The sequence below is a fragment of the Grimontia sp. AD028 genome (genome assembly GCF_000973155.1).
Classification (GTDB): domain Bacteria; phylum Pseudomonadota; class Gammaproteobacteria; order Enterobacterales; family Vibrionaceae; genus Enterovibrio; species Enterovibrio indicus.
Map to the genome: position 1 here is coordinate 1 of NZ_LASY01000027.1, position 13,904 is coordinate 13,904.

The following is a 13,904-nucleotide window of genomic DNA, read 5'->3' on the forward strand; positions in this document are numbered from 1 at the left end:
ATGCCAGGCGACAACATCCAGATGGTTGTAACTCTGATTGCACCAATCGCGATGGATGAAGGTCTGCGCTTCGCAATCCGTGAAGGCGGCCGTACTGTTGGCGCGGGTGTTGTTGCTAAAATCATCGAATAAGATTTGACGACACACTAGCAAAAAGGGCATCATTTGATGCCCTTTTTCTGCGCCAAATCTTTGGATTGGATTTTTTTTCACCGGTTTGCCGCAGTGAACATTGTTTTAGGGATAAGAAAATAGACGATCATATGAATCTAAAGCTATTTTCCTTGTTCTTTTACCTCGCTGACGCGAGGTTGTTGTCGTCTATGAAGTAGACTAGTTACAGGTAGAATGTATGAAAGCGAATGCTGAAGCCCAAACCGGGTCAATGGACGCCCTGAAATGGGTTGTGGTCTTTGCCTTATTGGCCGTAGCGGTGGTGGGAAATAGCCTGTACAGTGATATGTCTGTCGTGCTACGTGCTGCTGCAGTTGTTGTGTTAGTTGCCGCCGCTGGTGGTGTTGCTGCACTGACTGCCAAAGGTAAAGCAGCGATCACCTTTGCACGTGAATCGCGTATGGAAGTGCGTAAAGTGGTATGGCCTACTCGCCAAGAAACTTTGCAAACCACTCTCATCGTTCTGGCTGTCACTGTCGTCATGGCGCTCATCCTGTGGGGCATCGACGGAATCATGGTCCGTCTGGTCCGCCTATTCACTGGCGTGTGAGGTTAACTACATGAGCGAAGCTCCAAAAAAACGTTGGTATGTTGTTCAGGCTTTCTCTGGTTTTGAAGGCCGTGTAGCGAAGTCGCTGAAAGAACATATCAAAATGCACGAGATGGAAGACTTCTTTGGTGAGGTATTGGTACCGACCGAGGAAGTGGTTGAAATGCGCGCAGGTCAGCGTCGCAAGAGCGAGCGTAAGTTCTTCCCAGGTTATGTTCTGGTTCAGATGCTGATGAACGATGAATCATGGCACCTGGTGCGTAGCGTACCACGTGTAATGGGCTTCATCGGCGGTACACCAGATCGCCCAGCGCCGATTTCTGATAAAGAAGCAGACGCTATCTTGAACCGCCTGGAGAAAGCGAGCGAGTCGCCAGTACACAAAACTGTGTATGAAGCGGGTGAAGTTATCCGTGTTACTGAAGGCCCATTCGCGGACTTCAACGGTGTGGTAGAAGAAGTTGATTACGAGAAGAGCCGCCTGAAGGTATCTGTATCTATCTTCGGCCGTGCGACACCGGTAGAACTGGAATTCAGCCAAGTAGAAAAATCCTGAACATTTTTTGCTCGGTAACAGTTGCGAGGGGCGCGAAATTTGAATACAATTTCGCGCCCTTTTGTTAAACGGGGAGTCTGCTTGTCAAAAGTAGACGTTTGAACCCAAATTTAGGTATTTAGTAATGGCTAAAAAAGTAGAAGCTTACATCAAGCTGCAAGTTGCAGCTGGTATGGCTAACCCAAGTCCACCAGTTGGTCCAGCTCTGGGTCAGCACGGCGTGAACATCATGGAATTCTGTAAAGCGTTCAACGCACGTACAGAATCTCTAGAGAAAGGTCTGCCAACTCCAGTAGTTATCTCTGTATACAGCGACCGTTCTTTCACTTTCGAAATGAAGACTCCACCTGCAGCAATTCTGCTGAAGAAAGCAGCGGGTATTAAGTCTGGTTCAGGCCGTCCTAACACTGAGAAAGTTGGTACTGTTACCGACGCTCAGATCCAGGAAATCGCTGAAACTAAAGCGAAAGACATGACTGGTGCAGACATTGAAGCGATGAAACGCTCAATCGCTGGTACCGCTCGTTCAATGGGTCTGGTAGTAGAGGGTTAAGACAATGGCAAAACTGACTAAGCGCATGCGCGTAATCCGCGAGAAAGTTGATGTGACTCGTGAGTACGACATCAACGAAGCTGTTGCTCTTCTGAAAGAACTGGCTACTGCTAAATTCGTTGAAAGTGTAGACGTTGCTGTTAACCTGGGCATCGATGCACGTAAATCAGACCAAAACGTTCGTGGCGCAACTGTACTGCCACACGGTACTGGCCGTGACATCCGCGTAGCGGTATTCACTCAAGGTGCGAACGCTGAAGCTGCTAAAGAAGCAGGTGCTGACATCGTTGGTATGGAAGACCTGGCTGAGCAAGTTAAGAAAGGCGAAATGAACTTCGACGTAGTTATCGCATCTCCAGATGCAATGCGCGTTGTAGGTCAACTGGGTACTATCCTGGGTCCTCGCGGTCTGATGCCAAACCCGAAAGTTGGTACTGTAACTCCTAACGTTGCTGAAGCAGTTAAGAACGCTAAAGCTGGTCAGGTTCGTTACCGTAACGACAAGAACGGTATCATCCACACCACCATCGGTAAGGTTGACTTCGACGCTGACAAGCTGAAAGGTAACCTGGAAGCTCTGCTGGTAGCTCTGAAGAAAGCTAAGCCTTCTTCAGCGAAAGGCGCTTTCATCAAGAAAGTAAGCATCTCTACCACTATGGGTGCAGGTGTTGCGGTTGACCAGAACACTCTGGACGCACAAGCAAACTAATTGCTTGAAGCGATGAGTTGCTGTATAATTCGTCGCTTCAAATTTATGGCTAAGTTCGGCTTGCCGAACTTCGTCCAAGACCGTAGGCGTCTTACATAAGTAAGACTTAATCGTTACCTACGTAGACGGTGCCAGGAACATGATAGATATATTTCTTTCTTGGATCTGCGCCGTAATTACTCTCCTGCTGTGAAGCAGCGAGTGGTGTAAAAACAATCCAGGAGCAAATCCAAATGGCATTAAATCTTCAAGACAAAAAAGCAATTGTTGCTGAAGTCAACGAAGCTGCCAGCGGTGCCCTGTCTGCAGTTGTAGCTGATTCTCGCGGCGTAACAGTTGGCGCGATGACTTCTCTTCGTAAACAAGCGCGTGAAGCGGGTGTTTACATGAAAGTTGTTCGTAACACACTGGCTCGTCGTGCAGTAGACGGTACTGACTACGAATGTCTGAAAGACATTTTTGTTGGTCCTACACTGATTGCGTTCTCTACTGAGCACCCAGGTGCTGCAGCGCGTCTTTTCAAAGACTTCGCGAAAGAGAACAAAGATTTCGAGATCAAAGCTGCTGCATTCGAAGGCGCGCTGACTAACGCTGACGTACTGGCAACGCTGCCAACTTACGACGAAGCTATCGCACGTCTGATGATGTGCATGAAAGAAGCGTCTGCTGGCAAGCTGGTTCGCACTATCGCGGCTGTTCGCGATCAGAAAGAAGCTGCGTAATTCGCATTGCTTTTTACTGGTTGCTATTTAAACTAATTGTTGACTTTAAAGAGAATTGTTATGTCTATCACTAACGAGCAAATCCTAGACGCAGTTGCAGAAATGTCTGTAATGCAAGTTGTTGAACTGATCGAAGCTATGGAAGAGAAGTTCGGTGTTTCTGCTGCTGCAGCAGTTGTTGCTGGCGGCGCTGCTGCTGGTGAAGCTGCAGAAGAGCAAACTGAATTCGACGTAATCCTGACTGCTGCTGGTGCAAACAAAGTTGCAGTAATCAAAGCAGTTCGCGGCGCGACTGGTCTGGGCCTGAAAGAAGCGAAAGCAGTCGTTGACGGCGCTCCAGCACCTCTGAAAGAAGCTGTTTCTAAAGAAGAAGCAGAAGCTCTGAAGAAAGATCTGGAAGAAGCTGGTGCTTCTGTTGAAGTTAAGTAATTATTGCTTAGCTTCTTAGCCTGAAAAGGCTAATGGCTGGTGGCTAAATAGCCACCGGCCTTTTTGCGCTGTAGGGCAGTGGTGAATTTTGCACCCCGTTTAGTCACTGCTGACCATGCAAATACATCGGAATTAACCCTCTGATGTTCCTACAGTAAACGGTGGTTATTAGTTACTGTCCCTCAGTCTGGACAGTTTGGGTCACTTATCAGCGAGCTGAGGAACCCTATGGTTTACTCTTATACCGAGAAAAAGCGTATCCGTAAGGATTTTGGTAAGCGTCCTCAAGTTCTGGACGTGCCATACTTGCTGTCGATCCAGCTTGATTCTTTTGAAAAGTTTATCGAGCAGGATCCAGAAGGGCAATACGGTCTTGAAGCTGCCTTTCGCTCTGTCTTTCCGATTCAGAGCTACAACGGCAATTCCGAGCTGCAATACGTTAGCTATCGTCTCGGTGAGCCAGTTTTCGATGTTAAAGAATGTCAGATCCGTGGCGTAACTTACTCTGCACCACTGCGCGTTAAACTGCGCCTGGTGATGTTTGACAAAGATGCACCTGCTGGCACCGTAAAAGACATCAAAGAGCAAGAAGTCTACATGGGTGAAATTCCACTCATGACGGACAATGGTACCTTTGTTATTAACGGTACTGAGAGGGTTATCGTATCCCAGCTGCATCGTAGCCCGGGCGTCTTCTTCGACAGCGATAAGGGTAAAACCCATTCCTCAGGTAAAGTGCTGTATAACGCGCGTATCATTCCATACCGTGGTTCATGGTTGGACTTTGAATTCGATCCTAAGGACCTGCTGTACGTACGTATTGACCGTCGTCGTAAGCTGCCTGCATCTATCATCCTGCGTGCGTTGGAATACACCACCGACCAGATCTTGGACATGTTCTTCGAGAAAGTTGTTTTCGAAGTTCAGGGCAAGTCACTGGTGATGGAATTGGTACCTGATCGTCTTCGTGGTGAAACTGCGAGCTTCGATATTGAAGCTGACGGTAAGGTATACATCGAGCAAGGTCGCCGCATCACTGCGCGCCACATTCGCCAGCTCGAAAAAGACGGCGTGAAACAAATTGAAGTCCCTGTTGAGTACATCGTGGGCAAAGTTGCTGCACGTGACTACATCAACGAGGAAACCGGTGAGATCATCGCGGGTGCTAACCAAGAGCTGAGCCTGGAAACTCTGGCGCTTCTGTCTCAGGCTGGCCACAAGAAGATCGAAACCCTGTTCACCAACGACCTGGATCACGGCCCGTACATGTCTGATACCCTGCGTATCGACAGCACGACTGACCGTCTGACCGCGTTGGTTGAAATCTACCGCATGATGCGTCCTGGTGAGCCACCAACGCGTGAAGCAGCAGAACAGCTGTTCGAAAGCCTGTTCTTCTCAGAAGATCGTTACGATCTGTCTGCGGTAGGCCGCATGAAGTTCAACAGCTCCCTGACTCGTGAAGAAATGACCGGTCCGGGCGTACTGAGCCACGATGACATCATCGAAGTGATGCGCAAGCTGATCGATATCCGTAACGGTATCGGTGAGGTGGACGATATCGACCACCTGGGCAACCGTCGTATCCGTTCTGTTGGTGAAATGGCTGAGAACCAGTTCCGTGTAGGTCTGGTGCGTGTTGAGCGTGCGGTTAAAGAGCGTCTGAGCCTTGGCGATCTCGACAATGTGATGCCACAGGATCTGATCAACGCTAAGCCTATCTCTGCGGCGGTTAAAGAGTTCTTTGGCTCTTCTCAGCTGTCACAGTTTATGGACCAGAACAACCCGCTGTCAGAAGTCACGCACAAGCGTCGTATTTCTGCACTGGGTCCAGGCGGTCTGACGCGTGAACGCGCAGGCTTTGAAGTTCGAGACGTACACGCAACCCACTACGGTCGCCTGTGTCCTATCGAAACACCTGAAGGTCCAAACATCGGTCTGATCAACTCGCTTTCAGCGTTTGCGCGTACTAACCCGTACGGCTTCCTGGAAACGCCTTACCGTAAAGTTGTTGACGGTAAAGTGTCCGATGACATCGACTACCTATCTGCGATTGAAGAAGGTCAGTTCGTTATCGCGCAGGCAAACGCCGCGCTGAACGAAGACGGCTCTTTCACAGATGAATTGATCACTGCTCGTCAGAAAGGTGAATCAGGTCTGCACCCACGCGACCATGTTCAGTACATGGACGTTGCAACCAACCAGGTTGTATCGGTGGCGGCATCTCTGATCCCATTCCTTGAGCACGACGATGCTAACCGTGCACTTATGGGTGCGAACATGCAACGTCAGGCAGTACCAACTCTGCGCGCTGATAAGCCGCTGGTAGGTACTGGTATTGAACGTGCAGTAGCGGTTGACTCGGGCGTAACAGCTGTTGCGAAACGCGGCGGTATGGTTCAGTCCGTAGACGCATCACGTATCGTTATTAAGGTTAATGAAGATGAGCTGGTACCAGGCGAAGCAGGTATCGACATCTACAACCTGACGAAGTACACCCGTTCTAACCAGAACACCTGTATCAACCAGCGTCCATGTGTGATGCCAGGCGAGCCTGTGCAGCGCGGTGACGTACTGGCCGACGGTCCGTCGACTGATCTGGGTGAACTGGCACTTGGCCAGAACATGCGTATCGCGTTCATGCCTTGGAACGGTTACAACTTCGAGGACTCCATCCTTGTATCTGAGCGCGTAGTACAGGAAGACCGCCTGACTACCATCCACATCCAGGAACTCCAGTGTGTGGCGCGTGATACTAAACTGGGTAGCGAAGAAATTACTGCTGACATCCCTAACGTGGGTGAGGCTGCGCTGTCTAAGCTTGACGAATCTGGTGTTGTATACATCGGTGCGGAAGTGAAAGGTGGCGACATTCTGGTAGGTAAAGTGACGCCTAAAGGCGAAACTCAGCTAACTCCAGAAGAAAAACTGCTACGTGCAATCTTCGGTGAGAAAGCGTCTGACGTGAAAGACTCTTCTCTGCGTGTTCCTAACGGCGTATCTGGTACGGTTATCGACGTACAAGTATTTACCCGTGATGGTGTAGAGAAAGACAAGCGTGCGCTTGAAATCGAAGAAATGCAGCTGAAAGAAGCCAAGAAAGACCTGACAGAAGAGTTCTCTATTCTGGAAGGTGGTCTGGTAGCACGTGTTCGTGGCGTACTGGCAAATGCTGGTTACAGCCAAGACAAACTGGCGAACATGGATCGTCAGGCGATGCTTTCTCAGACTCTTGACGACGAAGCACTGCAAACTCAGCTGGAGCAACTGGCTGAGCAGTACGACGAACTGAAAGCTGACTTCGATAAGAAGTTCGACACCAAACGCCGTAAGATCACTCAGGGTGACGATCTGGCGCCGGGCGTCCTTAAGATTGTTAAGGTATACCTGGCTGTTAAACGTCGCATCCAGCCTGGTGATAAGATGGCGGGTCGTCACGGTAACAAGGGTGTTATCTCTAAGATCAACCCTGTTGAAGACATGCCGTATGACGAAACCGGTGAGCCAGTAGACATCGTACTGAACCCACTGGGTGTACCGTCTCGTATGAACATCGGTCAGATCCTTGAAACCCACCTTGGCCTGGCGGCTAAAGGTATCGGTAACAAGATCAACAAGATGATCAAAGAGCAGCAAGAACTGGCGAAATTCCGTGAGTTCCTGCAGAAGGTTTACGATCTGGGTGACACGCGTCAGAAAGTGGACATCAGTACGCTGACTGACGAAGAAGTGCATACGCTGATCAAGAACCTGCGAAGCGGTCTGCCAATCGCAACCCCTGTGTTCGATGGTGCACCAGAGCCGGCAATCAAAGAACTGTTGAAATTGGGTGATCTGCCAGAATCTGGCCAGTTGAACCTGTTCGACGGTCGTACTGGTGAGAAGTTTGAGCGTCCTGTAACTGTTGGTTACATGTACATGCTGAAACTGAACCACTTGGTTGACGATAAGATGCACGCCCGTTCTACCGGTTCTTACAGCCTTGTTACTCAGCAGCCGCTGGGTGGTAAAGCTCAGTTCGGTGGTCAGCGTTTCGGTGAGATGGAAGTGTGGGCGCTGGAAGCATACGGCGCAGCATACACCCTGCAGGAAATGCTGACTGTTAAGTCGGATGACGTGAACGGTCGTACGAAGATGTATAAGAACATCGTCGACGGCGATCACCGCATGGAACCGGGTATGCCGGAATCTTTCAACGTATTGCTGAAAGAAATCCGCTCGTTGGGTATCAACATCGAGCTGGAAGACGAATAAGCCCAGGCTTGTTTGCACTTCCCAGCGTAAAACGAGATGCAGCAATAAGGCTGCATCTCAAATACAAAGGGAATTTCCGGTATCAATATGAAAGTGCAGAGTGTCTGCACTTTTATGGGTCAACTCCTCACAGGAGCCGAATGTGAAAGACTTACTTAAGTTTCTGAAAGCACAGCACAAGACCGAAGAATTTGATGCAATCAAAATCGGTCTTGCTTCACCAGACATGATCCGTTCATGGTCTTTTGGTGAAGTGAAAAAGCCAGAAACCATTAACTACCGTACCTTTAAGCCTGAGCGTGACGGTCTGTTCTGTGCACGTATCTTTGGCCCGGTAAAAGACTACGAATGTCTTTGTGGTAAATACAAGCGCCTGAAGCACCGTGGCGTGATCTGTGAAAAATGTGGTGTTGAAGTTACTCAGACCAAAGTACGTCGTGAGCGTATGGGTCACATTGAGCTGGCTTCACCTGTTGCCCACATCTGGTTCCTGAAATCACTGCCTAGCCGTATCGGTTTGCTGATGGACATGCCTCTGCGTGACATCGAGCGTGTTCTGTACTTCGAATCATACGTTGTGATCGAACCAGGCATGACCGATCTTGAGCGTAGCCAAATGCTGTCTGAAGAACAGTATCTGGACGCGCTGGAGCAATGGGGTGATGAATTCGACGCTCGTATGGGTGCCGAAGCAGTGAAAGCCCTGCTGGCGAACATGGACCTGGCAGCTGAAGCTGAACTGATGCGCGAAGAGCTGGAAGAAACCAACTCTGAAACCAAGCGCAAGAAAATCACCAAGCGCCTGAAGCTTGTTGAAGCATTCCTGCAGTCTGGAAACAACCCTGAGTGGATGATCCTGACTGTTCTTCCAGTACTGCCGCCGGATCTGCGTCCGCTGGTACCGCTGGATGGCGGTCGTTTCGCGACATCAGATCTGAACGATCTGTACCGTCGTGTTATCAACCGTAACAACCGTCTGAAGCGCCTGCTGGATCTGGCTGCACCTGACATCATCGTACGTAACGAAAAACGTATGCTGCAAGAGTCAGTTGACGCCCTGCTGGACAACGGTCGCCGTGGTCGTGCCATTACTGGTTCGAACAAGCGTCCTCTGAAGTCCCTGGCTGACATGATCAAAGGTAAGCAAGGTCGTTTCCGTCAGAACCTGCTTGGTAAGCGTGTAGACTACTCTGGCCGTTCGGTAATCACCGTTGGTCCATACCTGCGTCTGCACCAGTGTGGTCTTCCTAAGAAGATGGCACTTGAGCTGTTCAAACCATTTATCTACGGCAAGCTGGAAGCTCGTGGTCTGGCGACCACCATCAAAGCGGCTAAGAAAATGGTAGAGCGCGAAGAAGCGGTCGTTTGGGATATTCTGGATGAAGTTATCCGTGAACACCCAGTACTGCTGAACCGTGCACCGACACTTCACCGTCTGGGTATCCAGGCGTTTGAACCAGTGCTCATTGAAGGTAAAGCAATCCAACTGCACCCACTCGTTTGTGCGGCATACAACGCCGACTTCGATGGTGACCAGATGGCTGTTCACGTACCTCTGACACTGGAAGCACAGCTAGAAGCGCGTGCTCTGATGATGTCGACTAACAACATCCTGTCTCCTGCGTCCGGTGATCCAATCATCGTACCTTCTCAGGACGTTGTATTGGGTCTGTACTACATGACCCGTGAGAAAGTTAACGCGAAAGGTGAAGCACTTTACCTGTCTGGCCCTGCGGAAGCTGAAAAAGCATACCGTACTGGCAGTGCAGAACTGCACGCGCGCGTTAAGGTTCGTATCAAAGAAGTGCTGTTCGACGAAATGGGTAACCGCTCTGAGAAAATTGAGCTGGTAGACACCACTGTTGGTCGTGCAATGCTGTGGCAAATCGTGCCTGAAGGCCTGCCATACAGCATCGTTAATCAGGCGCTGGGCAAGAAGCAAATCTCTGCTCTGCTGAACACCTGTTACCGTGCACTGGGTCTGAAAGATACCGTTATCTTCGCTGACCAAATCATGTACACCGGTTTCGCTTACGCGGCACTGTCTGGTGTATCTGTTGGTATCGACGACATGGTTATCCCACAGGCGAAATACGACCTGATCGAAGCGGCAGAAGCTGAAGTTGCTGAGATCCAGGAGCAGTTCCAGTCTGGTCTGGTTACTGCTGGCGAACGTTACAACAAAGTTATCGATATCTGGGCTGCAGCGAACGAACAAGTTGCTAAAGCGATGATGGATAACCTGTCTTTCGACACCGTGATCAACCGTGACGGTGAAGAAGAAGAGCAGAAGTCGTTCAACAGCGTATACATGATGGCCGACTCAGGTGCTCGTGGTTCTGCTGCACAGATTCGTCAGTTGGCGGGTATGCGTGGTCTGATGGCGAAACCAGATGGTTCGATCATCGAAACGCCTATCACCGCAAACTTCCGTGAAGGTCTGAACGTACTTCAGTACTTCATCTCGACGCACGGTGCACGTAAAGGTCTTGCGGATACCGCACTGAAGACTGCGAACTCCGGTTACCTGACCCGTCGTCTGGTAGACGTAGCTCAAGATGTTGTGGTCACTGAAACTGACTGTGGTACCTCAGAAGGTATCAACATGATGGCAGTTATCGAAGGTGGTGACGTTAAAGAAGCACTGCGTGAGCGTGTTCTGGGCCGTGTGGTTGCAGAAGACGTACTCAAGCCAGGTACTGATGAAGTACTGGCGCCACGCAACACCCTGCTTGATGAGAAGTGGTGTGACATCCTGGAGCAAAACTCTGTTGACCAGGTGAAAGTGCGTTCTGTCGTAACCTGTGAAACTGACTTCGGTTGTTGTGCAAACTGTTACGGTCGCGACCTGGCTCGTGGTCACATTGTTAACCACGGCGAGTCTGTTGGTGTTATCGCGGCACAGTCAATCGGTGAACCAGGTACCCAGCTGACGATGCGTACGTTCCACATCGGTGGTGCGGCATCTCGTGCGGCAGCAGAAAGCAGCATTCAGGTGAAGAACAACGGTTCTATGCACCTGCACAATGCGAAGTTCGTTACCAACAACGCTGGCAAGCTGGTGATCACTTCACGTGCATCTGAGCTGACTATCGTTGATGAGTTCGGCCGTACCAAAGAAAGCTACAAGCTGCCTTACGGTTGTGTGCTGAGCAAGCTGGATGGCGATGCAGTTAACGCGGGCGAAACCGTGGCTAACTGGGATCCGCACACCATGCCGATCATCACTGAAGTAGAAGGTCGTATCGAGTTCGTTGACATGATTGACGGTGTAACCGTTCAACGTCAAACGGACGAACTGACCGGTCTGTCTTCAATGGTTGTTCTGGACGCTGCAGAGCGTACGTCAGCGGGTAAAGACATGCGTCCTACCGTTCGACTGCTTGATGCATCTGGTAACGCTGTGATGATCCCAGGTACTGATATGCCTGCACAATACTTCCTGCCTGGTAAAGCAATTGTCCAGCTGGAAGACGGTGCAAACGTAGGCGTGGGTGATACCCTGTCTCGTATTCCTCAGGAATCTGGCGGTACGAAAGATATCACCGGTGGTCTGCCACGCGTTGCGGACCTGTTCGAAGCTCGTAAGCCAAAAGAGCCTGCAATTCTGGCAGAGATCACGGGTGCAGTTTCCTTCGGTAAAGAAACCAAAGGTAAACGCCGCCTGATCATCACGCCAACTGACGGTTCTCCATACGAAGAGATGATTCCTAAGTGGCGTCAGCTGAACGTATTCGAAGGTGAGAAGGTTGAGAAAGGTGACGTCATCGCCGATGGTCCAGAATCTCCACACGACATTCTGCGTCTTCGTGGCGTGCGTGCGGTAACTGAGTACATCACTAACGAAGTACAAGACGTATACCGTCTGCAGGGCGTTAAGATTAACGATAAGCACATCGAGACTATCGTTCGTCAGATGCTGCGCAAAGTAACTATCCTGTCTTCAGGTGACTCTGAGTTCCTGGAAGGCGAGCAGGTAGAATACTCTCGCGTCACTATCGCGAACCGTATGCTGGAAGCGGAAGGCAAACAGCCTGCAAGCTTCGAGCGCGATCTGCTGGGTATCACCAAAGCGTCTCTGGCAACTGAATCGTTCATCTCTGCGGCATCGTTCCAGGAAACGACCCGCGTACTGACCGAAGCAGCTGTATCTGGCAAGCGCGACGAACTGCGCGGCCTGAAAGAGAACGTAATCGTTGGTCGTCTGATCCCTGCGGGTACCGGTTTTGCTTACCACAAATCGCGCCAAGCGCGTCGCAACGTGGTAGAAGAGCCAGTAGCTCCGCAAATCGATGCTGAACAAGCATCTCAGGATCTGGCAGCACTGCTGAACGCAGGTCTGAGCGACGAGAACTAATCTCGCATCATGACTGATAAAAGGCATCCTTCGGGGTGCCTTTTTTATTGCCTGATTTTCAATAAGCCAGAGACTATTTGCGAAGCGAGAAGCGAGAAGCGAGAAGCGAGAAGCGAGAAGCGAGAAGCGAGAAGCGAGAAGCGAGAAGCGAGAAGCGGAGTCTAGAAAACCGGCTGATGAATAACATCAACCGGAAGGCCTGAAAACGTTAAATATTAAGCGCCGGGAGGAATTGCTAAGCTGTCCGCAATCAGCTGGATCAGCATGTCTTCTTTCTCGAAGCGCATTTCCATGATTTCGCCAACAGTAGAGATGTCGTTGTCAAAACCCGCGAAATTGTCGTCATCTAAGACAAACCCACTGTACTTGTCATTGAAGTTCAGAAGGGGCTCTGTCGTTTCTACTATATGTAAGTAGAGACCATCAATCTCTTCGTTGGTGGAGAAACCAGTGGCTTTCCAACGTTCCATGACCATGTCATAGATTTTGAAGTGACCGGCGGAGATATAGTCCACCAAAGCTTCACAGAAGCGATTCAATTCTTCTTCGGTTGGCAGACAGTTTTTATTGTTGCCAGAAAGACCAGCCACTTTGCAGTACTGAACCAACAGTTCCTGTCTTAACGTTAACCAGTAGTCGATCACATCACTGTAACCGCCCCACTGCTGTTGTGCTTTTTCGAGTTTATTAAGCATGACCACGTTCCTCATGATCAGCGCACCTGAGCGCTTTTATAGGATTACAGCCATATCAATCAGGCCATCAATTGTCTAACATCAGGTTACTGATTTTAGAGTGCCTCAAATCGCCCGGCCAAGCAAGGATCGAAGTGTTGTTATGTCTGATCAAAAAGATCTTGTATATCTGTGTTGTGTAACTAAAGGGCAACTCTGGTTGGCGGATCACAACCTGCCACTTATCTCTAAAAATCAATTGGATAATTGGGTTAAGGCAAGCTACGCCATAGGACACTTTGATGGGCATGAGGTTGTGTATGTGTATGAGCAACATAATGCATCTGAAACTGAGTTGGGTGGATTGCGATCTTTGTTACACCTGCCCGGGGAATTGTTCAATCTCGCAGGGCGCGCTATTCAGATTGATTACATGCGTGATTCTCAGGTGTTTTGTAGCCGTTGTGGCAGTAAAAACCGTTTTGAGCCGTCTCATCCTGCGATGGTATGCGATGCCTGTGAGACAGTTCATTACCCACGGGTTTCACCTTGTGTGATTGTGGCTGTTAAAAAGGGCGGCCAAATTCTGCTGGCTCATCATCCTCGCCATAAAAACGGTATGTATACAGTGATTGCCGGTTTTGTCGAAGCGGGAGAGACGCTGGAGCAATGCGTTGCTCGTGAGGTGAAAGAAGAAACAGGAATAGACGTCAGTAACATCCGCTACTTTGACAGTCAGCCTTGGGCTTTTCCTTCCAATTTGATGATGGGGTTTATCGCAGACTATGAGAGCGGTGAGATTAATCCAGACTATGAAGAGCTTACTGACGCGCAGTGGTTTGATGTCGATGACCTGCCGCTGGTGGCACCGGAAGGGACCATTGCCAGACGCTTGATTGAAGCGGTCAAAGTGCAGAATTAAGGGA

General features: G+C 49.9%; 10 protein-coding genes and 1 pseudogene. 10 read left to right on the forward strand and 1 reads right to left on the reverse strand.

What is annotated here, in order from left to right; all coding sequences use genetic code 11:
- The 9 genes and pseudogenes from tuf to rpoC form a co-directional block, all read left to right on the forward strand.
- Positions 1-132 (forward strand): annotated as a pseudogene (tuf, locus tag RN22_RS24645) (elongation factor Tu); the annotation flags it as partial.
- Between the two features lie 220 nt (positions 133-352).
- A complete protein-coding gene (gene secE, locus RN22_RS06455; protein WP_002542047.1) occupies positions 353-724 on the forward strand; it encodes a preprotein translocase subunit SecE in 372 nt (123 codons plus the stop codon).
- Between the two features lie 10 nt (positions 725-734).
- A complete protein-coding gene (nusG, locus tag RN22_RS06460) occupies positions 735-1,280 on the forward strand; it encodes a transcription termination/antitermination protein NusG (RefSeq protein WP_002542046.1) in 546 nt (181 codons plus the stop codon).
- 124 nt (positions 1,281-1,404) lie between these two features.
- Complete coding sequence (gene rplK / locus RN22_RS06465) at positions 1,405-1,833, forward strand: 50S ribosomal protein L11 (RefSeq protein WP_002542045.1); 429 nt, start codon at positions 1,405-1,407, stop codon at positions 1,831-1,833.
- A 4-nt stretch (positions 1,834-1,837) separates the two neighbouring features.
- Positions 1,838-2,542, forward strand: a complete 705-nt coding sequence (gene rplA, locus RN22_RS06470) for a 50S ribosomal protein L1 (protein WP_002542043.1) — start codon at positions 1,838-1,840, stop codon at positions 2,540-2,542.
- 233 nt (positions 2,543-2,775) lie between these two features.
- Positions 2,776-3,264, forward strand: coding sequence for a 50S ribosomal protein L10 (gene rplJ, locus RN22_RS06475; RefSeq protein ID WP_002542041.1), 489 nt, complete (start codon positions 2,776-2,778; stop codon positions 3,262-3,264).
- A 60-nt stretch (positions 3,265-3,324) separates the two neighbouring features.
- The gene (gene rplL / locus RN22_RS06480; protein WP_002542039.1) at positions 3,325-3,693 is read left to right on the forward strand and encodes a 50S ribosomal protein L7/L12; all 369 of its coding nucleotides are present in this window, start codon (positions 3,325-3,327) and stop codon (positions 3,691-3,693) included.
- 228 nt (positions 3,694-3,921) lie between these two features.
- A complete protein-coding gene (rpoB, locus tag RN22_RS06485; protein WP_002542037.1) occupies positions 3,922-7,947 on the forward strand; it encodes a DNA-directed RNA polymerase subunit beta in 4,026 nt (1,341 codons plus the stop codon).
- A 142-nt stretch (positions 7,948-8,089) separates the two neighbouring features.
- Positions 8,090-12,304: a DNA-directed RNA polymerase subunit beta' gene (rpoC, locus tag RN22_RS06490; RefSeq protein WP_046303602.1), complete on the forward strand. Its 4,215-nt coding sequence runs from the start codon at positions 8,090-8,092 to the stop codon at positions 12,302-12,304.
- A 215-nt stretch (positions 12,305-12,519) separates the two neighbouring features.
- On the opposite strand, the gene RN22_RS06495 is transcribed toward rpoC, so the two are convergent.
- On the reverse strand, positions 12,520-12,999 hold the full coding sequence (locus RN22_RS06495; RefSeq protein ID WP_046303603.1) for an Rsd/AlgQ family anti-sigma factor: 480 nt from the start codon (positions 12,997-12,999) through the stop codon (positions 12,520-12,522).
- A gap of 142 nt (positions 13,000-13,141) precedes the next feature.
- On the opposite strand from RN22_RS06495, the gene nudC reads away from it, so the two are divergent.
- On the forward strand, positions 13,142-13,900 hold the full coding sequence (gene nudC / locus RN22_RS06500; RefSeq protein ID WP_046303604.1) for an NAD(+) diphosphatase: 759 nt from the start codon (positions 13,142-13,144) through the stop codon (positions 13,898-13,900).
- Positions 13,901-13,904 lie beyond the last annotated feature (4 nt).

Bases quoted from the DNA above. Each gene is read 5' to 3' on its own strand.
- secE (WP_002542047.1), top strand. From the start codon at position 353: ATGAAAGCGAATGCTGAAGCCCAAACCGGGTCAATGGACGCCCTGAAA.
- nusG (WP_002542046.1), top strand. From the start codon at position 735: ATGAGCGAAGCTCCAAAAAAACGTTGGTATGTTGTTCAGGCTTTCTCT.
- rplK (WP_002542045.1), top strand. From the start codon at position 1,405: ATGGCTAAAAAAGTAGAAGCTTACATCAAGCTGCAAGTTGCAGCTGGT.
- rplA (WP_002542043.1), top strand. From the start codon at position 1,838: ATGGCAAAACTGACTAAGCGCATGCGCGTAATCCGCGAGAAAGTTGAT.
- rplJ (WP_002542041.1), top strand. From the start codon at position 2,776: ATGGCATTAAATCTTCAAGACAAAAAAGCAATTGTTGCTGAAGTCAAC.
- rplL (WP_002542039.1), top strand. From the start codon at position 3,325: ATGTCTATCACTAACGAGCAAATCCTAGACGCAGTTGCAGAAATGTCT.
- rpoB (WP_002542037.1), top strand. From the start codon at position 3,922: ATGGTTTACTCTTATACCGAGAAAAAGCGTATCCGTAAGGATTTTGGT.
- RN22_RS06495 (WP_046303603.1), bottom strand. From the start codon at position 12,999: ATGCTTAATAAACTCGAAAAAGCACAACAGCAGTGGGGCGGTTACAGT.
- nudC (WP_046303604.1), top strand. From the start codon at position 13,142: ATGTCTGATCAAAAAGATCTTGTATATCTGTGTTGTGTAACTAAAGGG.